The organism is Methylomonas paludis, assembly GCF_018734325.1.
Lineage (GTDB): Bacteria > Pseudomonadota > Gammaproteobacteria > Methylococcales > Methylomonadaceae > Methylomonas > Methylomonas paludis.
This window is the reverse complement of record NZ_CP073754.1, coordinates 328,758-349,224: the sequence shown is the minus strand read 5'-3', so window position 1 is coordinate 349,224 and position 20,467 is coordinate 328,758. Positions and strand designations below refer to the sequence as shown.

Sequence of the window (20,467 nt, the reverse complement as noted above, 5' to 3'; positions counted from 1 at the left end):
TAGACGAATGGTTCTAATACTGACGTAAATTGAAGAGGATAGAACACGTCACGCTCGATCTGTAGCTAAATACATAGCTCGGCACATGAAACGACACCATTAATTAGACAAGTAAATAATTGATATTTAAGTGAACAATTAAATAAACCGAAAATTTAAAACAGCAAGTTATCATAGATAATATTTATCCAACTGATTTCACTGTGAAAAATCCTAAAAAATCACAAATTGAATATCTGCCGACGGCGATTAATGTGTCAGCACCAACACAGACATTATATTTATCACTTTGCCAGCTTCGTCTAACGCTTGGATATTAGATCGCAGTTATATACGACTGTTTCTAATGCCATTACAAAGGAAAAATATGAAGATTCCAAAAATACATTTTATAATTTGGCTACTGCTATGGTCAGGATCGACTTGCCCAGCAAGCATACCAGCCTTACCATCAAGTTTTTGGCATAAACCCATCCCTAGCGATGTCCCTCTGGACCCCAATTCTGGTAATTATGTCACCGAATTTATCCGTCAGTTTAATTCCTTTTATGGTACGGTTTCGATAATGACGGATACCTACACTGCTCCAGTATTTATTGCTAAACCCGGCACACCCACTGTGTCTGTGCGGCAATGGAATTGCCAACATTCCACAAAATCAAATCCAGGTTTGAAAGCACAACTAAGCAAAATTCCCGTACCGAGCGACGCCGTCAGTTCACCGGATAGTGATGCGGAAATGGCCATATACGATCCAGTCCATGATAGCCTATGGGAATTCTGGAAAATGCGGCATGTTAATGGTACTTGGCAAGCCTGTTGGGGCGGTCAAATCAAAAACTTCTCTAAGTCTAATGGAATTTTCCCCTGGCCTTATGGAGCCACGGCCACGGGTTTGCCTTTGGCGGCTGGACAAATTACTGCAGAGGAGCTACAAAGCGGTCAAATCAATCATGTCATTGGCATATCACTGGTTGAACTAGCCGATAAAAGCATCTTTTCCTGGCCAGCTAATCGCTCCGATGGTAGCAACCCTAAAAATCTCCCCCATCGGATACCGGAAGGCACCCGCTTCAGGTTGGATCCCTCTATCAACTTAGATGCGTTAAAACTGACATCGGTAGCCAAAATCATTGCCAAAGCCGCTCAAATCTATGGCTTCGTTGTCTGGGATAAAAGTGGAGCGATTTCCTTACGTGCCGAAAACGTGCTGTCTTATACAGCTCTAGGCTTGGCAAATCCTTATCCTGCTTTATTTGCCGGCAAACAAAGCTGGGCGATTTTAAAAAATTTTCCTTGGGATAAATTGCAGTTCTTATCAAGGAACTATGGGAAATAAGGCATTTTAGTCAGCCGTATCGACATTCCGCTGATTCCAGCTCCGGACTTATCAGGGCATCATTCATTTCGGTGCCAGCCTGTTCAATAAGGTGTCAATAAACGTCACCTTATCATCGAAATCTTTGCAGGTATAAGTGAATCGCAATTTATCTGCACCATCGAATTTATAAGCTTGCGGCTGAGTTTGTATCATTTTAATCAATTCACCGGCATCTATCTGCGGCGTAGCGGAAAAAACAATTCGGCCACCGGCACTATGTGCTTCCAATTTTCTGATACCCAAATGTTCGGCTTGCTGTTTTAATTCGGTAACACTAAACAGGGCTTTTACCTGATCGGGAAGTAAGCCAAACCGATCTATCATTTCTATTTTCAGCAAGCGCAAATCTTCAGCCGTTTCGGCACTGGAGATACGTTTATACAATACCAACCGGGCATGAATATCCGGCAAATAACTCTCCGGTATTAAGGCTGCGGTTTGCAGGTCAACTTCCGGACCAGTTTCCAGCGGTGCATCCAACTCCGGCTGTTTGCCGGATTTCAGCGCATTGACGGCGCGTTCCAGTAACTCGGTGTATAAAGTAAAGCCGATCTCCTGGATTTGTCCACTTTGTTCATCACCCAGTAATTCCCCTGCACCGCGAATTTCCATGTCGTGAGAGGACAGCATGAAACCGGCGCCCAGTTCGCCTGAAGTTTCAAAAGCCTCCAGCCGTTTAATGGCATCACCAGTCATCAGGGCTTTGGGTGGCACTATGCAGTAGGCATAGGCGCGATGATGTGAACGACCTACCCTACCGCGCAACTGATGCAGCTGAGCCAGCCCAAGTTTATCGGCACGATTGATGATAATGGTATTGGCGCTAGGTATATCAATACCGCTCTCGATAATCGTGGTGCTAACCAAAATATTAAAGCGCTGATGATAGAAATCCAGCATGATCTGCTCCAATTCTCGCTCTGCCATTTGCCCGTGAGCAAACCGGATTCTGGCTTCCGGCACCAGAACTTGTAATTCGCGGGACATTTTGTCCATGGTTTTAACATCATTGTGCAGAAAAAACACCTGACCACCGCGTTTGATTTCGCGCTGACAAGCTTCCTGAATTTGAGATTCTATCCACTCACTGATAAAGGTTTTAATGGCATGACGGTTGGGCGGTGGTGTAGCAATAATGGAAATGTCACGCAAACCGGACATGGCCATATTCAGGGTGCGCGGAATCGGTGTAGCCGTTAAGGTGAGCATGTCTAATTCGTAACGCAACTTTTTAAAGTATTCTTTCTGGGTAACGCCAAACCGGTGCTCCTCATCAATAATCACCAGACCCAGACTTTGATATTGCATATCTTTGGACAATAGTTTATGTGTACCTATCACTACATCTACTTTGCCGGCAGCTAAATCTTCAGTAATGGCTTTTTGCTGTTTGGGCGAGACAAACCGTGACATGACTTCAACCCGAATCGGCCAGTCGGCAAACCGGTCACGAAAATTCTGATAATGCTGCAGCGCCAGCAAAGTAGTCGGTACCAATACGGCTACCTGTTTGCCGCTCTGCACGGCGATAAACGTAGCGCGCATCGCCACTTCAGTTTTGCCAAAGCCGACATCGCCGCATACCACCCTATCCATAGGTTGAGTACTTTGCATGTCGCTAATAATAGCCGCTATAGCTCTATATTGATCCGGGGTTTCTTCAAACGGAAACGCTGCTGCAAATGCCGCATAATCGGTATTATCGATCTGAAAGGCAAAACCGTGTCGAGCAGCACGTTTAGCGTGGATATCCAACAATTCTGCGGCCACGTCCCTGGCCCGCTCCATGGCTTTTTTCTTGGCCTTGCTCCAGTGATCGGTACCGAGACGATGCAGAGGGGCACTTTCAGCACTAATACCACTATAGCGGCCGATCAGATGCAATGAGGACACCGGCACATACAATTTGTCGTGATTGGCATACTCCAACATCAGAAATTCATTTTCTATGCCGCCGGCCGTAAGAGTCTGCAAGCCTAGATAACGGCCTACACCATGCTCCTGATGCACCACGGGTGAGCCTATGCTCAACTCGTTCAGGTTGTTAAACACGTTTTCCAGTTCGCGCGCCGCAGATTTGCGCTGTCTGCGGCGTTGCTGAACTTTTTCGCCGCTCAGTAAATTTTCCGGAATAATGGCCAGCGCCGGATTATCCAGCCGTAAGCCTTGATCTAGAGGGGCGGCCAGAATACAGGGCGATTGTGAACTTTGTAAGAATTCGGTCCAGTTTTGTATCGGCTTAACCGGCAGTTTGCAGATTTTCAGCCGATCTATCAGGCCTTCCCTATGCCCAGCTGTTTCGGCCACAAATAAAATCTTACCGGCAAAGGTTTCGATAAACTGGCGCAAATGTTGGGCTGGTTCTTTCAAACGGTTGTCTATATGGAGTTCCGGCAAACTCAGACAGGAAAAGCTATGGCTTGATTCGGACTGATTATCCAGAATAATCCGTTTAAAACTTCTGGTGAGCTGTTCCAGCTCTGTTGTGGTTAAAAATAGCCGGTCAGGTGCCAGCAAAGGCCGGTCGATGTCGTACTTGCGCTGCTGAAACCGTTCTTCTGTTTCGTTGCAAAAGCGCTGGGCAGTGGCGGCAAAATCGGCCGGTAACACAAACAATGCGGTTTTAGGCAAATAGGCAAACAGGGATTCGGTATGATCAACAAACAGCGGTAGATAATATTCAATTCCTGCCGGGGCAATTTGTTTTGAAACATCGACATACAGCGGGTTTTTAGGCGAAGATTCCGGGAATTGTTCGCGGAAGGCCTGACGAAAATGTTTGATGGCGGCATCCGTAAACGGAAATTCGCGGGCGGGAAACAGTTCTATTTTGGCAATTTTTTCTTTGGACATCTGGGTGTCCGGATCAAAACTGCGTATGGATTCGACTTCATCATCAAACAATTCGATGCGGAACGGCTGTTTGCTACCCATGGGAAACAAATCCAGAATTGAACCGCGCACGGCGAATTCGGCATGCTGATAAACCTGGGAAACACATTGGTAACCTACGGCTTCCAGTTTAAGTCGGCTTAGTTCCAAATTTAAAGTACTGCCTACACTGATGGCAAAACTATGAGCCAGTACATGCTCACGCGGGGCCAGTCGATGCATCAGTGTCGTCACTGAGACAATCAAGGCTCCGGAACGAGTGTCCGGCAATAAGGCCAGGGTTTTCAGGCGTTCTGAAATGATTTCCGGCAGCGGTGAGAACACATCATAGGGGAGTGTTTCCCAATCCGGGAACAGCAGAATCGGTAATGAATTGTCCAGAAAGAATGCCAGTTCATGCTCAAGGCGCAAGGCCGTTTGATGATCCGGCGTGACTATCACCCATAAATGCTGTTCCTGTTTGATTGCAGTTGCCAGCGCCAACGCATCGCCACAGCCGGTTAAGCCCGACCAGAAAATACACTGGTCAGGCTGTTGGGGAATGGCCGAGGCAGGAATCAGCGGTAAAAACATGGGTAATTATGGGTGTAAGCAAAGCTTGGCATTATAACCTCTCCAGCTCAACCGGGAAAAACCGATTGCATATCAATAATGCAATCTTGATTTTTGGTTGCTATTTCATAAACAAGAGATTTTGTATAAAAAATAATGCCTATTATGAAAAGTTTGAGGACAACTAAATTGATAACAAAATCAATTTTTCTGTAATTTCTTTAAAATATCAGCATGAAATACCTGAGCAATTTTCATGGTTGCATCAGCTGTAAAATGACCATCATCGACAAAATTTCTAGCGTTTGTACTTGGAGCAATGGTGTGCGTGCTTAAATAAGGAATATCTAATTGTTTAAGCTGGGATTCAAAGGCTAAGGCAAGATGGTTTTTATAACCTTTATCCTGAATTAGCAATACATAAGGAATTTGGCCTTTAGCTTTTACATCGGCAGCAAAGTCAGCGATAAGGGCATTGGCAACATCCAAAATCCCATCGGTATTGGTAAATCCATTTGGATTCCAGTATCTGGCCGTGGCATCGTATACATGCTTTTGGCCAATACTACGGCGCACCAATCTTGCTAAAGAGGAATAATCAAACCAATCAGACTCGAATATCCAGCTATTGTAGGTTGGAGTGGTTCTGAGCATTGCCAAATATTCGTTCCAGACAGCGGGTTTACTCCACAGGGCAATTCGCAACTCTTCCAGGGAATGAATAATGGGATCCTGAGCTGACAGATGCTCATTTTTCAAGGAATAAAGCGGGTATGTATAGGGGACCGCTCCCTCAAAATTTATTGTCGATATCGTTGGTGCCATCATATAGGGCAAGGATGATGCCAATATCCCCAACACGACTACATCGGCCCGCTGATGCTGGGAATCGATTTTGTAAAAAGCATGTGAATGCGACAAAGTCGCGGCCGGCCCCCCTTTAAGACGCAGTTCAAAACGCGGATCCAGACTGTTTAGGGCCTTGCATATATTGTAGGTAAATGATTGTCCGTATGCTGCAACCAAAATGCGGCCTGGACTGGATGGTGCCTTTGGCTGCTGATCAATGCTCTCCTCTACCAGCCAACCGGCATACGCAATTTTGGCTGTAGATTCTTGATCAGTACCAACCATTCTTCTGAATTTACTTTCAACTGAACGACCATGATCAAAAAACTTTTGCAGCTTACTTGGCTGCTCAAGCGGTGAATCCGGCATCACAAACAATGCACTTAGCGATATATCTATCAAGATCAGCCAAAGCAATGCCCACAAACAAGCGGCGAATATTCGGCGGCCAGTTAAAACCGGTAAGGCAGTGTTGTGCAATTCAGAATTGGAAATAGATGAATTGCTGACTGTCATTTGACAACCCCATTATGAACAAAAATATAAGTAAAGCATATACACCACCATGTGCAAAGGCAGGAAAACCCGCATAGAAATGTATATTTTTAGTTTTGAACTGATAGACTTCTATTGAACTTAAAATAAAAATACCTAATAAAGCACTTAAAGGCGGGATTTTCATATGCAAGGACATATCAGATAAATCACCGATTAATATTTGTGTGAATGTATTGATTTGATCGAAAGATGCAGCCCGAAACAATAACCAGCCATAACAAATAAACACGAAAAAAAACACCATTCGCGGCAAACGTAACAACAATGATCCGGCAAATTCTTTTGGCTTGCTACCGACGTATAAGCGATGAATAATCAGCATGGCGCCCTGGTAACCACCCCAAAGCAGAAAGTTCCAGGCGGCACCATGCCATAAGCCGCCAAGCACCATAGTCAACATCAAATTCCGATATGTCATGATTTCCGATCCGCGATTTCCTCCCAACGGAATATACAAATAATCCCGTAACCATGTTGACAGACTGATATGCCAACGTCGCCAAAACTCTGAAGGATTCAAGGAAAAATACGGTTGATCAAAGTTTTTTAATAATTCAATGCCAAACCAAAGTGAGACACCACAGGCTATGTCAGAATAACCTGAAAAATCGCAATATATCTGTATTGCAAATGCCACGGTTGCGGTTACGATGTCCAACCAGCCTACGTCACCAGTGGTGTTGTAAATTGAAGATACTGAACCTGCCAATCCATCAGCAATGGCCATTTTTTTTACCAGACCAAGCAGAATAAGATACGCACCCTGACAGATACTTTCAAAGCTGATGCGTCTGTCTCCCAAGATTCGCGGAATCAAATGCGAGGCACGTTCGATAGGGCCGGCAACCAATGGCGGAAAATAGGCTGCAAATAAGGCAAAATCCCTTAACCGAGAAACCGGCTGCATTTTGCCCCAATAGACATCGCAGACATAACTTAGTGTTTGAAATGTATAAAAAGAAATACCAATAGGCAGAATAATATCTAAATGCATGCTAGGCACATCAAAGCCTACACTTTTTGCACACGCCTCAGCTTCAGCAACAAAAAAATTATAATATTTAAACACGCCTAGCATGCCTAATTGACCAATCAGACTGCATCTTAAAAAGAAAAGACGTTTTGTCTTTTCCGGCATATGCTTAATCACATAAGGGTAAGCTATATTCGCCACGGCTACACCTAATGCAGATAAAGCCAAAACTTTAAGTCCAAAAGATGTTGGAGCAAGTAATCGTACCCAATCGATACTTCCTAAAGACATGCCTTGAAATCTTACCGCACGCCAATCGGGTACCAGAAAAAACAAGGCAAATCCCAGCAGATGACATGAGGGGGCGAGTCGTTGCGATATAGTCATTCGCCCATTGGCTATCATCAAACCCGTGCAGAAATCCAGAACGGTGGATAAGGAAACCAAATACAAGAATCGTATATCCCATACACCATAAAAAATATAACCGGCAATCAACAAAATCCAATTTTGGTAGCGCTTAGCCGATAGATAATAAAAAATGAGTACGATCGGCAAGAAAATGGCGAACGAAAGCGAATTAAAAATCATTTTAATAAATCAGGGGGTTTGAATTGAGAATCGGGTTTAATTTAATAATTACTAGGAACACAAAACACCGTTAACTCTCTTTCAGTTATAAAAAAACAGGTGATTAGTCGGCGTAACACTGCATAACCATCTCAAATAACTTCTGTTAGCTTGGAATACTGCGCTGCGTTTACCACATCTTACAACCGACTGTTTATTGATAGGGAAAAACTAATGCTGCGTAGTTGCAAAAATAGTTAAATGAAAACTATTAATCTCTGTTTTGGATTAAGATAAAAAACCTCTGGTATTATTTTTTCCATAGTAATAATCTTTTAATTTAAAGCAGTAAACCCAAAATTTATCGCCTAATTTTGAGTTCCACTGATCTAGACAAAGTACGAATCCAAGTGCTTGTGGTTTTACGTGGTTTTCCTCAAGCTGTCAATTTTATATTGTCGCTTGGTTAGCCACAAATCAAGCCATCAAATACCGGGCGTTCGAGCATAGAATAAAGCATGCTTTTATCGGCAAATGCGCGGTAACTGTAGCTGTGCCGCATACTTACAAAACGGGACTTCAACTGCCGCAAGGTTTCCGTATAAGGAGGGCTAATCCGGCGCTGCTACCCAGTCAAGCTGACAATAAATCAAACGCCCACCCGGCAAAACTGCTAAAATCAAGTTCTTTTCGTACCCCTTAAATGTCAGCCGCTAACAGGGCGCAAAAAGTAAATGACAAAATTCATCTTTATCACTGGTGGAGTGGTTTCTTCCTTGGGCAAAGGGATAGCGGCCTCTTCTCTGGCAGCGATTCTTGAAGATCGCGGCTTAAAAGTCACCATCACCAAACTTGATCCTTATATAAACGTCGATCCCGGCACCATGAGCCCGTTTCAGCATGGCGAAGTGTTTGTCACCGAAGACGGCGCAGAAACTGATTTGGACTTAGGTCATTATGAGCGGTTTTTAAAAACCACTATGACCAAAAAGAACAATTTTACCACCGGCCAGGTTTACGAACAGGTGTTACGTAATGAGCGGAAGGGCGATTATTTAGGCGCCACCGTACAGGTCATTCCTCATATTACCGACGAAATCAAACGGCGCATCTACGCCAGCGCCGAAGGCACTGATGTGGCACTGATCGAAGTTGGCGGCACAGTCGGCGATATTGAATCGCTGCCCTTTCTGGAAACCATCCGGCAAATGGGTGTGGAACTTGGCCGGGATCGGGCGCTGTTCATGCATCTGACCTTGGTGCCGTACATTAAATCCGCCGGGGAAATCAAAACCAAGCCCACCCAACATTCTGTGAAAGAATTGCGCAGCATTGGTATTCAGCCAGATATTCTGATCTGCCGTTCCGAAAAAACCATACCGGCCAGTGATCGTCAGAAAATCGCGCTGTTTACCAATGTCAGTGAGAAAGCTGTCATTTCTGCCGTGGATGCCGACACCATTTACCGTATGCCGCTGCTGCTGCGTGATCAAGGTCTGGATGATATCGTGGTTGATCAATTGCGTCTGGATGTGCCGCCTGCAGATTTGTCGGCCTGGGAAAAAGTGGTTGACGGCCTGATGCACCCTACCGACGAAGTCAGCATTGCTATCGTCGGCAAATATGTCGACCATACCGATGCTTACAAATCATTGAACGAAGCCTTATTGCACGCCGGCATTCAGACCCGGCACAAAGTTCAAATCAAATACATCGATTCCGAAACCATAGAAGCTGAAGGCACCAATCAGTTGAAGGATGTCGATGCCATTCTGGTACCGGGCGGCTTTGGCGAACGCGGTGTAGAAGGCAAAATTTCCACTGCACGGTTTGCCAGAGAAAACCGCATACCTTATCTGGGAATCTGTTTGGGCATGCAGTCGGCAGTGATAGAATTCGCCCGTGATGTGGTGGGTCTGGAAGGAGCACACAGCACCGAATTCCTACCCAATACCCCGCACCCGGTAATCGGTTTGATTACCGAGTGGATGGACGAAGCCGGCCAGATATTTACCCGTGACGAAGAAACCGATTTAGGCGGGTCTATGCGTCTGGGCGGACAAAAATGTCAGCTCAAACCAGAAACGCTGGCATTCCAGCTTTATCAAAAAGATGTGATTACCGAGCGTCATCGTCACCGTTACGAATTCAACAACCAGTATTTAAAGCAACTGGAGGCGGCTGGTATGCGTTTTTCCGGCAAATCGCTGGATGGCCGTCTGGTGGAAATTATCGAACTGCCCGACCATCCCTGGTTTCTGGCTTGCCAGTTCCATCCGGAATTCACCTCGACACCGCGTAACGGACATCCTTTGTTCGCCGGTTTTGTCAGTGCCGCCGCACAACATAAAAAGAAAGGTTAAGCATGAAATTATGTCATTTTGAAGCCGGCCTGGATCAGCCCCTGTTCCTGATCGCCGGTACCTGTGTGATCGAAAGCGAGCAAATGACGTTGGACACCGCCGGCAAGCTCCAGGAAATTACCAGTGCGCTGAATATTAACTTTATTTATAAATCCTCTTTTGATAAGGCCAACCGCTCTTCAATGAGCAGTTTTCGCGGCCTGGGTCTGGAAAAAGGTCTGGAAATTCTGGAAAAGGTCAAACAGCAAATCAAGGTGCCGGTGCTGACCGATGTTCATGAAGATACCCCGTTAAATGAGGTTGCCGCCGTTGTCGATGTCTTGCAAACACCGGCATTTTTGTGCAGACAAACCAATTTTATTCAAAGCGTCGCCGCACTAGGCAAACCGGTTAATATCAAAAAAGGCCAGTTTCTGGCGCCCTGGGATATGGTCAATGTGGTGACCAAAGCCAAAGCAACCGGAAATCAACAAATTATGGTTTGCGAACGCGGCGTATCCTTTGGTTATAATAATCTGGTATCTGATATGCGGGCACTGGCGGTGATGCGTGATACCGGTTGTCCGGTGGTGTTTGACGCCACCCATTCTGTGCAACTGCCCGGCGGCCAGGGTAATTGTTCCGGCGGCCAGCGCGAACATGTGCCGGTATTGGCCAGAGCGGCTGTGGCGGCGGGTATTGCCGGACTCTTTATGGAAACCCATCCTAATCCTGCTGAAGCATTGAGTGACGGCCCCAACTCCTGGCCTTTACACCGTATCCAAGAATTGCTTGAAACATTAGTAACAATAGACCGGGCTGTTAAATCCGCCAGCCTGATTGAAACCACGCTTTAAATACACATATAGGTTAGCAAATGGCAAGAATAGTAGATGTAAAAGCGAGAGAAGTGCTTGATTCACGTGGTAATCCGACGGTAGAAGCTGAAGTTTATCTGGCTTCCGGCATTGTCGGTACAGCGATGGTGCCATCTGGTGCCTCTACTGGTGAACGCGAAGCAATTGAATTGCGCGATGGCGACAAAGCCCGTTATCTGGGCAAAGGCGTGCTGAACGCTGTCAAATTCGTCAACACTGAAATCCGCGATGCTATTATTGGTATGGATGCCAGTAAGCAAGCCGTACTTGACCAAAAACTCATCGACCTGGACGGCACCCCCAGCAAAAGCCGGCTCGGCGCCAATGCCATTTTGGGTGTGTCTCTGGCTGCTGCCCGTGCCGCCGCTGAAGAAGCCGATGTGCCTTTATACCGTTATCTAAACACCAGCGGCGAATTTATTTTGCCTGTGCCGATGATGAACATTATCAACGGCGGTTCACATGCCGACAACAGTGTAGACTTGCAGGAATTCATGATTCTGCCGGTTGGCGCTCCTTCGTTTCGCGAAGCCATCCGTTATGGCGCAGAAGTATTCCATAACCTGAAAAAAGTTTTGACTTCCCGCGGTCTGGCTACTACTGTTGGTGACGAAGGCGGTTTTGCACCGAATCTGTCTTCCAATGAAGAAGCCATTGAAGTGATTCTGGAAGCCATCGAAAAAGCTGGTTACAAAGCCGGTGAAGACATCTATCTGGGTATGGATGCTGCCAGCTCTGAATATTATAAAGATGGCCTCTATGTGTTGTCTGCCGAGGGCAAAAGCTATAACTCCGAAGAAATGACTGATTTCTTTGTAAAATGGGTGGAAAAATACCCCATTATCTCTATTGAAGACGGTCTTGACCAAAACGACTGGACCGGCTGGAAATATCATACCGAACAACTGGGCGACAAAGTACAGTTGGTGGGCGATGATTTGTTCGTAACCAACCCAGCCATTCTGAAGGAAGGTATCGAAAAAGGTATTGCTAACTCCATTCTGATCAAGGTTAACCAAATCGGCACTCTGACTGAAACCCTGGAAGCGATCAATATTGCTAAAGCAGCAGGTTACAGCGCGGTGGTTTCCCATCGCTCCGGTGAAACCGAAGACACCACTATTGCCGATCTGGCAGTGGCTACCGGTACCGGCCAGATCAAAACCGGCTCATTAAGCCGTTCTGACCGGGTTGCCAAATACAACCGTCTGCTGAAAATCGAAGACGAGCTGGGCGACAAAGCCATTTATGCCGGACGCAGTGCATTTAAACTGTTTTCCTGATCTGTTTTAGATTAATACCCGCCGGGTCAGGCCTCAGTGCCTGGCCCGGCATTTTTCCGGTATCGTCTGGAGCATAACCATTAAACTGCTCATTCTCATCCTTATTTGCTTGATTATGCACTTCCAATATCGTTTATGGCTGGGAGATGCGAGTCTTGCACGCCTGCAGGAATCCCGGCAGCGTTTGGAACAACTCAGCAAAGACGTACAGGAAAAAAAGGAAAGAAACAATTCTCTACTGGCCGAGGTCAATGACTTACGCAAGGGTCAGGAAACAATAGAAGAACGTGCCCGTTACGACTTGGGAATGATCAAGGAAACCGAAACTTTCTTTCAAGTGCTAGAGTAACACATGAATTCAACACAGGCCTGTTGGGCAGTGGTACCAGCTGCTGGTGTCGGCAAGCGCATGCAAGCTGACCGCCCCAAACAATATTTAGTGCTGGCGGACAAAACTGTCATCGAACACACCCTCAACCGCCTAATCCAATCTGCGGCATTTCAGGCAATTGCCGTTGCCATTTCCTCAGAAGACCCGTACTGGCCGGAACTGGCGATAGCCAGCCATCCCCAGGTTATTACCGCGCCCGGCGGTAAGGAACGCGCCGATTCGGTATTGTCTGCCCTAAAAGCCTTGCAAGGTAAAGCTGATGAGCAGGATTGGGTGCTGGTACATGATGCTGCCCGCCCCTGTTTAACCAGTGCTGACATCCATCTGTTGATCAACAGCCTGACAAACGACGCAGTCGGCGGGATTTTGGCTTTGTCTTCCCACGATACGCTGAAGCACGTAGAAGGTAATACCATTTCCGCCAGCGTGGATCGTAAACACATTTGGCGGGCTTTGACCCCGCAGATGTTTCGTTATGGCATGCTGCGCGATGCTCTGCAGCAAACCGAAGGCAATCCGGCCATTACAGACGAGGCCAGCGCGCTGGAATTATTGGGTTATCAACCCAAGATAGTCGAAGGCCGGCCCGATAATCTAAAAATTACCCGCCCTGAAGATCTGGCGCTGGCACAATTCTATATGGAGCAACAAGATGATTAGAGTCGGTCAAGGCTACGATGTCCACCGTTTTAACAATGGCGATTACATTATCCTGGGTGGCGTAAAAATCCCTTACGAACAAGGTCTGGAAGCCCATTCTGATGGTGATGTGGTATTACACGCGTTGAGTGATGCCTTGTTGGGCGCTGCGGCGCTAGGCGATATCGGCAAACACTTTCCAGATACTGACCCGGAATTTAAAGGTGCCGACAGCCGGGTATTATTGCGCCATGTCTACGCTATCGTGCAGAAAAAAGGTTATCACCTGATCAATGCCGACATCACCATTATTGCTCAGGCGCCGAAAATGGCTCCGCATATTACTGCCATGTGCGCCCATATCGCTGAGGATTTGCACGTTGATATCGAGTTTATCAATGTAAAAGCCACTACTACCGAACAACTGGGTTTTGAAGGCCGTAAAGAAGGTATTGCCGTTCAGGCTGTCGTCCTGATTGAGAATTAGGCGATGCCAACCGCATTTAGTCTGGACTGGCCGTACGCATTTGGTGGCCCCTGCGGCAATGGACTGATCAAAATCCAGCCCGACGATTTTTTTGTTGCCGAAATCCTGGGATTTGTGCCGGAAGGCAGCGGTGAACATGTGTTTTTACACGTTGAAAAAATCGGCGAGAATACTGAATACATTGCCCGGTTGCTGGCGCGACATGCTCAGGTTCGTCAGCGTGATGTCAGCTTTGCCGGATTAAAAGACCGCCATGCGCGAACCCGGCAATGGTTTAGCGTATGGTTACCTGGTAAAGCCGATCCGGACTGGGCCGCACTGGAATCGCCGCAACTGCAAATTTTGCAAACCGTGCGCCACGCTCGTAAACTGAAACGCGGCGTATTGGCCGGCAATCGGTTTGAACTGGTGATACGCAACTGGCAAGGCGACCAGGAAACCGCTATCCAGCGACTCAACGCCATTCAACAATTTGGTTTTCCCAATTATTTTGGTGAACAACGCTTTGGCCGCCACGGCCATAATCTGCACAGAGCCCTGGAGTTGTTTCAGGGAACGAAATTCAAACGCGAGCAGCACAGTATTTATTTATCTGCAGCACGTTCTTATTTGTTTAATTTAATTCTGGCGGAACGGGTTACTTCACAAAGCTGGCGGCAAGGCATGCCAGGCGATGTGTTTAATCTTAATCACAGTCACAGCTTTTTTAAAGCCGACAATCTGGACGCCAGTTTGATTGAGCGGCTAGGCAGCGGGGATATTCATCCCACCGGCGCCTTATGGGGCAAAGGCGACAGTGGCGCTCAGGGCGAGGTGCAGGCGCTGGAACATGCCATTATATCGGCCCAAACTGAACTGGCCGCTGGCCTGATTAAGGCTGGCCTGGAAACTGACCGCCGACCTTTGCGGGTTATCCCGGAAAAGCTGTGTTGGTCGTTTGAGCCGGATCAGATACTAAAGCTGGCATTCGAATTACCTGCCGGCAGCTATGCCACGGCGTTGATACGTGAGCTTATTAAAACGGATCAGGTAGACGATGGCTAATGGGCGGGTTTAAGCTGAATACACTAGCGATTTTGCGCTTCCGGCCAGCGATATACCAGAGAATCCAGTAAATTTGACGATTATGATGTCCACTATTTCTGACACCAAGCACTGTCTATGCGGATCGGATTTGAGTTATGCCGATTGCTGCCAACGCTATCATAGCGGCGCAGCGCAGGCCCCTAGTGCTGAAGCTTTGATGCGTTCCCGGTTTAGTGCCTATGCCATGCGCAATGTCGATTATTTACTGGTCAGTTGGGATGTGGCCAAACGCCCGGCCGAGATTGATTTTTCCAAAGAAACCGCACAATGGCAGCATTTACAGATTATCAATTGTAAAAAGGGTGGTATTCAGGACAGTAAAGGCATCGTGGAATTTAAGGCATTTTATACTCAGGATGGTGATGAGTTTTTTATGCATGAAATCAGCCGCTTTGTCAAAAACGGCCAGCGCTGGCTGTATCTGGATGGCATCGTCAAATCGGTCAGCAAAGTTGGTTTGCAAAACCAGACTGGCCGTAACGCAGCATGTGCTTGCGGCAGCGGTTTGAAATTTAAGCGGTGTTGCGGCAAATAGTGCTTCCCACCCTATAGCTGATATTAAATGGCAGCGCCTGATTCAGCACAAAATTCTCAGGTGTTATACCCGCTTTCGCGTTGCCGCATCGAGACTAGGGGTTGCCCGACATTACTTTGGGAAGTGCTAAAGGATGTGCCGACTCTGAAGGTGCATGGTTCGCGATTGATGCGTATCACTGCGTTCAGCGCATCCTACGCCGTATCCGTCAAAATAAGATTGGTACACTACTAGGAGAATAAATTGATGTTTAACGGCCAAGGCCCACAGATCATGGGCATTCTTAACGTCACGCCAGATAGTTTTTCCGATGGCGGCAGATATTGTAGCCTGACTGCGGCACTGAACCAGGCGGAAAACATGATAGCTGAAGGTGCCGATCTGATTGATGTGGGTGGCGAATCCACTCGGCCTGGCTCCAGTCCGGTACCTGCGGAAGAGCAAATACGCCGGGTTATTCCGGTGATTACCGCCCTGCGTACCTTGCATCCCAATATCAGCATTAGTATAGACACCACCCTGAGTACGGTAGCCGACGCAGCCATTCTGGCTGGGGCCAGAATTATTAATGATGTCAGTGCTGGCTTGGGCGATGCGCGAATGCTGGAATTTGCGGCTGCCAGCCGCACCCCGATCATTTTGATGCACGCTCAGGGAACGCCGCAAACCATGCAGGATAATCCCTATTATGCGGATGTGGTGGTTGAGGTGAAAAGTACTTTGCAACTGCGGGTTACTGCCGCTTTGTCAGCCGGAGTAAAACCGGAAAATATTTTGCTCGATCCGGGTATTGGTTTTGGTAAACGCCGGCAGGACAATATTGATCTGTTGGCGCATCTGGCGCAATTTGTGGCATTGGGGTTTCCGGTACTGCTGGGGACGAGTCGCAAACGCTTTATGGGTAATTTGCTAAAGTTAACCGATCCCGGCGAATTGGTAACGGCTACGGCAGTAACCACAGCATTGGGGGTAATGGCCGGCGTGCAGATGTTTAGAGTGCATGATGTCAAAGCCAACCGTCAGGCTGCCGATGTGGCCTGGGCCATCAAGCAGGCACAATAACTTGACTTTACACCCGCGCTTGCAGATGCTGGCGCAGCAATTAGCTACGACGCCCTTGCAACGGATTGATGATGCCGAATTTCGGCAGCGCCAAGTTGAATTATGGATAAAACGCGATGATTTACTGCATACGGTGATATCCGGTAATAAATGGCGCAAATTAAAATATATTTTGGATGATGTCTTGCACAGCGGCTCCGACAGCATTGTCAGCATGGGCGGCTGTTATTCCAATCATTTACATGCCCTGGCATTTGCCGGGCAGGCGCTGGGCCTGAACACGGCGGCATTGGTGCGCGGTGAAGAGCCGGCACAGTTTAACCCGACTTTGGCTGATTTACGTGGCTGGGGCATGAGCTTACGCTTTATCTCACGCGATGCTTACCGACAGTTGCGGCATTACAAAACACCCGATAGTCTGCCGGGCCTGACGGCGGGTGAATACTGGCTGCCGGAAGGCGGTGCCTGTGGTTTGGCGCTGCAGGGCGTGGCCGAGATTATCCGGGAAATAGATATGTCTTATGATGTGCTGGCAGTAGCCTGCGGCACGGGCACCACTTTGGCAGGGCTGATTAGTCAGGCACCGGTAAGCAGCCGGGTGTTGGGAGTGGCGGCGCTAAAAAATGCCGGTTTTCTGGTAGCGGATGTGCAAGCCATGCTGGCCGAACAGGGAATTTACCGGGATAGCTGGCAGGTGTTGTTGGATTATCATTTTGGCGGCTTTGGTAAAACCAGCCCGGATTTACTGGCTTTTATGCGCCAATTTCAGGCCGAACATGACATAGCACTGGAGCCGATCTATACTGGTAAACTGTTGTTTGCCCTGTATGATTTATTGAAACAAGGCTATTTTTCGGCCGGACAGCGTATAGTGGTATTACATACCGGGGGCTTGCAGGGTTGGCGAATATAATCACAAAGTAGGCGCACTCCGGTTACAAACTGAATTAACAAGAAACAACCATACAGTATGATAAAAGTTGCAATGATAGGCTGCGGCAAGCTTGGCCTGCCGACCGCAGAACTGATGGCTAAACACTATGATGTTGTTGGTTATGATTTAGTGGCCGACCCCCAGTCGAAAATCACCATGAAAGTCAGTATTGCCGAAGCAATGCTGGAGCGCGATATTATTTTTGTGGCGGTGCCTACCGCACATGAACCGGAATACGGCGGTGAAAAGCCGATTGCCGAATTGCCGGCCCGAGATTTTAATTATGCTGTTGTTAAAGATGTATTAACCACGATTAGTTTATATGCCACCGATAGCCAATTGATTGTCTTAATCAGTACGGTATTGCCGGGCACTATCCGTCAGCAATTACGCCCGTTACTGACTAAAGGCCGGTTTATCTACAATCCCTATGTTGCCGCCATGGGTTCCATCAAACAGGACATGACCAATCCTGAGTGTTTGATTATCGGCACGGAAAATGGTGATATGAGTGAAGATGCTGCGACCATTGTTGATTTTTATCTGCCTATTTGCGGGAATCAATGCCCAATAAATATCGGCACCTGGGATGAAGCCGAAGCCATCAAGGTGTTTTATAACACCTATATTTCGGCAAAAATCAGCCTGGTAAATATGATTCAGGATGTTGCTGAACGCAATGGCAATATTAATGTTGATGTGGTGACGGATGCGCTGATTTCAGCTACTCAAAGGATAACCAGCGCCAAATATTTAACTGCTGGGCTGGGTGATGCCGGGCCTTGTCATCCTCGAGATAATATTGCCCTTAGGCATTTGTCGGAACGGCTTGATTTGGGCTATGATTTATTTCAAGCCATCATGGTCAGCCGGGAAAGTCAGGCTGAGAACTTGGCGAAACGTTTGGTTGGCATTGCCAATGAACGCCAGTTACCGGTAGTAATACACGGTAAAACTTATAAACCACATATTCCTTATACTCACGGCAGCTATAGTCTACTGGTGGGACATTTTGTTGCTGCAGCCGGCGTGACAGTTTTTTACGTGGATCCACTGACTGATGATGCCCTGGCAGAAACCATACCCGCCGTTTATTTGATGGCGCATAATGCTGCTGTTAGTTACGCCGGCACTGATCTTTCCAGTAAACCAGAGGAGTTTTACTGCCCGATTCCGGCTGGTTCGGTTATTCTTGACCCTTGGCGCAGCATTTTGGCCCACCCTGGCTGTGAGGTGATTCATTACGGTAATACCCGCGGCAGACACTGATGGTTTAAACAGGACAACGGCAATGGCTGGTGATAAATAGCATGCTGAATTTTTTTAATAAACCAGTTGCCGACCGGCACTTATTCATTCTGGAGTTTAATTTAAGCTCGCTATCCGGCCATTACTTTAATCAACTGCTCGGTTTTAAGTACGCCGCGGCAGAATACGGCATAAAACCCTACATCTTGTTAAATCAGGATGCCGATCCCGTCCTGGCTGAACAACTGGATGCATTTAGGGTAATTAGCTGGCAGCCAGTGGATATTAATCTGCTGGATTATCAATTTGATATTTTTGCGGCCGGCGATAAGCAATTGCAACCGGTTTGGGAAAAGCTTGAAGAACTGCAGATATCCAGCCAAGATATGCTACTGGTTTTATCCGAGAACCCGGTTTTTATTTACAGCCTGGGTGCCTGGTTTGGACGTATTGCGGCGGTCGCACGTCCAACAGTTTTTATGCGCTTTGTCAGTGCCGCCAATTATCTGGATTTAAAAACCCTGGATTACCATGAACAGAGCTGGATGTATCGATTTGCCGGCCAGGATCTGGCCTTGCGGCCCGGTCAGGAAAAAGTATTTTTTCTGGCCAATAATCACCGGGCGCTGACCGATTTGGGCCGCTTATGCTCGCGGCGGATTTTTTATATGCCGCTGCCAAAATATTATGGTGATGCGTTTCCGGCTCACAGGCTGAATATTACCGCACCGGTGGTTTATATTCATCTGAATATTCGTGCCGGGGCTTTGATTGCTGAGATTGTGTCGGTAATAACTGCCATACTGGCCAACTGGAATAATATAAAATTTAAGCTAAAAACCTGTATCGCTTTAAACCGGGGGGTGACCGAGCAGTTAAACCCATATCTGCAGGAAAATTTACTGGAATGGCTGCCGGAACAGCAATCCCATGAAGAATATATGCAGGCGATTGCACAAAGCGACATTATGATTTTGCCTTATCAGGCGCAGGAATATCAAATCCATCATTCCGGGGTATTTGCCGAAGGCGCAGCGCTGGGTAAAGTGATGATATACCCGGCTGAAACCTGGATGGCTGAACAGGTAGCAGCCGGCCATGCCGCCGGGGTGAGCTTTGCGGCTGCCGGCCAGGATGACATCAGATCGACTTTGCTGACGGTGTTGACACAATTGCCGACTTTGGCCGAACAGGCTTATCATCGTGCCGAGCGGTTTAGAACAGAACATAGCTGCCAACGCAATCTGTATTTAATGACTGACTATGCGAGACATGAACAAGATATGCGCTTGGTTTATGTTTTGGGCAATGTGATTCATTTTAATAAACGTGCTACTTCCAGAGGCTATATGGCTGAAGGCTGGGGTGAAACGGAAACCGGTGGCGTGTGGACGGTAAGCAGCGCAGCCAAATTAAGACTGAACCTTGGCCAAAAACCAGAGACAGCGCTGTTATTGCAGCTTTTATATACCCCTTTTGTATATGGCGACATTCAGCAGGGTGTTATGATTAGTATTAATGGTCATGATCTGCAGGACTGGGATTATTTTACCAGTATGCAAACTTATCCGCTGCGGTTAAGCTATAGGCTACCCATTAAGCCTATTTGATGGTAGTGAATTGTGTATCGAAATCCAAATCAAAAGCCCAACGGCACCTCAGCAGTTGGGGTTATCTACTGATGGCCGCTTATTGGGGGTAATGTTGCATGAGCTGGTGGTTACTGAAATTTAGCGGCCCATAGCGGATAATTAAAGTTAACTTGCAAACCTATTGTAAAAATTGCTCAACAAAATCCAAATTTCTA

Annotated in this window: 16 protein-coding genes; 13 read left to right on the top strand and 3 right to left on the bottom strand. The window is 47.1% G+C overall.

The features are described 5' to 3' along the window. The first annotated feature begins 565 nt into the window (after positions 1 to 565). The gene (locus KEF85_RS01695; RefSeq protein WP_246535014.1) at positions 566 to 1,339 is read left to right on the top strand and encodes a DUF4124 domain-containing protein; all 774 of its coding nucleotides are present in this window, start codon (positions 566 to 568) and stop codon (positions 1,337 to 1,339) included. A gap of 63 nt (positions 1,340 to 1,402) precedes the next feature. Here the strand turns inward: KEF85_RS01695 and mfd are convergent, their stop codons facing one another. The 3 genes from mfd to KEF85_RS01680 form a co-directional block, all read right to left on the bottom strand. Then, positions 1,403 to 4,846: a transcription-repair coupling factor gene (gene mfd / locus KEF85_RS01690; protein ID WP_215582975.1), complete on the bottom strand. Its 3,444-nt coding sequence runs from the start codon at positions 4,844 to 4,846 to the stop codon at positions 1,403 to 1,405. Between the two features lie 180 nt (positions 4,847 to 5,026). Further along, complete coding sequence (locus tag KEF85_RS01685; RefSeq protein ID WP_215582969.1) at positions 5,027 to 6,190, bottom strand: hypothetical protein; 1,164 nt, start codon at positions 6,188 to 6,190, stop codon at positions 5,027 to 5,029. Then, positions 6,156 to 7,796 (bottom strand): MBOAT family O-acyltransferase, encoded by a 1,641-nt coding sequence (locus KEF85_RS01680; protein ID WP_215582968.1) that lies wholly within the window; start codon positions 7,794 to 7,796, stop codon positions 6,156 to 6,158. The genes KEF85_RS01685 and KEF85_RS01680 overlap by 35 nt, the downstream gene beginning before the upstream one ends. Positions 7,797 to 8,509: 713 nt before the next feature. On the opposite strand from KEF85_RS01680, the gene pyrG reads away from it, so the two are divergent. From pyrG to KEF85_RS01620, 12 genes are all read left to right on the top strand, one after another. Beyond that, positions 8,510 to 10,138 carry a CTP synthase gene (gene pyrG / locus KEF85_RS01675; RefSeq protein ID WP_215582966.1) on the top strand — a complete coding sequence of 543 codons (1,629 nt, stop codon included), beginning with the start codon at positions 8,510 to 8,512 and terminating at the stop codon, positions 10,136 to 10,138. Positions 10,139 to 10,140: 2 nt separating this feature from the next. Continuing rightward, positions 10,141 to 10,974, top strand: a complete 834-nt coding sequence (gene kdsA, locus KEF85_RS01670) for a 3-deoxy-8-phosphooctulonate synthase (RefSeq protein ID WP_215582965.1) — start codon at positions 10,141 to 10,143, stop codon at positions 10,972 to 10,974. A gap of 20 nt (positions 10,975 to 10,994) precedes the next feature. Then, the gene (eno, locus tag KEF85_RS01665; RefSeq protein WP_215582964.1) at positions 10,995 to 12,278 is read left to right on the top strand and encodes a phosphopyruvate hydratase; all 1,284 of its coding nucleotides are present in this window, start codon (positions 10,995 to 10,997) and stop codon (positions 12,276 to 12,278) included. Positions 12,279 to 12,393: 115 nt separating this feature from the next. Continuing rightward, positions 12,394 to 12,627 carry a septum formation initiator family protein gene (locus KEF85_RS01660; RefSeq protein WP_343222142.1) on the top strand — a complete coding sequence of 78 codons (234 nt, stop codon included), beginning with the start codon at positions 12,394 to 12,396 and terminating at the stop codon, positions 12,625 to 12,627. Positions 12,628 to 12,630: 3 nt separating this feature from the next. Next, entirely contained in the window at positions 12,631 to 13,329 is a 699-nt protein-coding gene (ispD, locus tag KEF85_RS01655; RefSeq protein WP_215582962.1) for a 2-C-methyl-D-erythritol 4-phosphate cytidylyltransferase, read from the top strand. Then, positions 13,322 to 13,795: a 2-C-methyl-D-erythritol 2,4-cyclodiphosphate synthase gene (gene ispF, locus KEF85_RS01650; protein ID WP_215582959.1), complete on the top strand. Its 474-nt coding sequence runs from the start codon at positions 13,322 to 13,324 to the stop codon at positions 13,793 to 13,795. The genes ispD and ispF overlap by 8 nt, the downstream gene beginning before the upstream one ends. A gap of 3 nt (positions 13,796 to 13,798) precedes the next feature. Further along, positions 13,799 to 14,839: a tRNA pseudouridine(13) synthase TruD gene (gene truD, locus KEF85_RS01645; protein ID WP_215582955.1), complete on the top strand. Its 1,041-nt coding sequence runs from the start codon at positions 13,799 to 13,801 to the stop codon at positions 14,837 to 14,839. 82 nt (positions 14,840 to 14,921) lie between these two features. Further along, positions 14,922 to 15,416, top strand: a complete 495-nt coding sequence (locus tag KEF85_RS01640; protein WP_343222141.1) for a YchJ family protein — start codon at positions 14,922 to 14,924, stop codon at positions 15,414 to 15,416. 246 nt (positions 15,417 to 15,662) lie between these two features. Then, a complete protein-coding gene (gene folP, locus KEF85_RS01635) occupies positions 15,663 to 16,478 on the top strand; it encodes a dihydropteroate synthase (protein WP_215582952.1) in 816 nt (271 codons plus the stop codon). After that, positions 16,417 to 17,391 (top strand): 1-aminocyclopropane-1-carboxylate deaminase/D-cysteine desulfhydrase, encoded by a 975-nt coding sequence (locus tag KEF85_RS01630; RefSeq protein ID WP_425515584.1) that lies wholly within the window; start codon positions 16,417 to 16,419, stop codon positions 17,389 to 17,391. The genes folP and KEF85_RS01630 overlap by 62 nt, the downstream gene beginning before the upstream one ends. Positions 17,392 to 17,448: 57 nt before the next feature. Continuing rightward, positions 17,449 to 18,681 carry a Rossmann-fold NAD(P)-binding domain-containing protein gene (locus KEF85_RS01625; RefSeq protein ID WP_215582950.1) on the top strand — a complete coding sequence of 411 codons (1,233 nt, stop codon included), beginning with the start codon at positions 17,449 to 17,451 and terminating at the stop codon, positions 18,679 to 18,681. Positions 18,682 to 18,722: 41 nt separating this feature from the next. After that, the gene (locus KEF85_RS01620) at positions 18,723 to 20,270 is read left to right on the top strand and encodes a hypothetical protein (protein ID WP_215582948.1); all 1,548 of its coding nucleotides are present in this window, start codon (positions 18,723 to 18,725) and stop codon (positions 20,268 to 20,270) included. Positions 20,271 to 20,467 lie beyond the last annotated feature (197 nt).

Coding starts and splice junctions, on each gene's coding strand:
- mfd (WP_215582975.1), bottom strand. CDS start 4,846: ATGTTTTTACCGCTGATTCCTGCCTCGGCCATTCCCCAACAGCCTGAC.
- eno (WP_215582964.1), top strand. CDS start 10,995: ATGGCAAGAATAGTAGATGTAAAAGCGAGAGAAGTGCTTGATTCACGT.
- KEF85_RS01680 (WP_215582968.1), bottom strand. CDS start 7,796: ATGATTTTTAATTCGCTTTCGTTCGCCATTTTCTTGCCGATCGTACTC.
- pyrG (WP_215582966.1), top strand. CDS start 8,510: ATGACAAAATTCATCTTTATCACTGGTGGAGTGGTTTCTTCCTTGGGC.
- truD (WP_215582955.1), top strand. CDS start 13,799: ATGCCAACCGCATTTAGTCTGGACTGGCCGTACGCATTTGGTGGCCCC.
- kdsA (WP_215582965.1), top strand. CDS start 10,141: ATGAAATTATGTCATTTTGAAGCCGGCCTGGATCAGCCCCTGTTCCTG.
- KEF85_RS01660 (WP_343222142.1), top strand. CDS start 12,394: ATGCACTTCCAATATCGTTTATGGCTGGGAGATGCGAGTCTTGCACGC.
- ispF (WP_215582959.1), top strand. CDS start 13,322: ATGATTAGAGTCGGTCAAGGCTACGATGTCCACCGTTTTAACAATGGC.
- KEF85_RS01685 (WP_215582969.1), bottom strand. CDS start 6,190: ATGACAGTCAGCAATTCATCTATTTCCAATTCTGAATTGCACAACACT.
- ispD (WP_215582962.1), top strand. CDS start 12,631: ATGAATTCAACACAGGCCTGTTGGGCAGTGGTACCAGCTGCTGGTGTC.
- KEF85_RS01620 (WP_215582948.1), top strand. CDS start 18,723: ATGCTGAATTTTTTTAATAAACCAGTTGCCGACCGGCACTTATTCATT.
- KEF85_RS01630 (WP_425515584.1), top strand. CDS start 16,417: ATGATGTCAAAGCCAACCGTCAGGCTGCCGATGTGGCCTGGGCCATCA.
- KEF85_RS01625 (WP_215582950.1), top strand. CDS start 17,449: ATGATAAAAGTTGCAATGATAGGCTGCGGCAAGCTTGGCCTGCCGACC.
- KEF85_RS01640 (WP_343222141.1), top strand. CDS start 14,922: ATGATGTCCACTATTTCTGACACCAAGCACTGTCTATGCGGATCGGAT.
- KEF85_RS01695 (WP_246535014.1), top strand. CDS start 566: ATGACGGATACCTACACTGCTCCAGTATTTATTGCTAAACCCGGCACA.
- folP (WP_215582952.1), top strand. CDS start 15,663: ATGTTTAACGGCCAAGGCCCACAGATCATGGGCATTCTTAACGTCACG.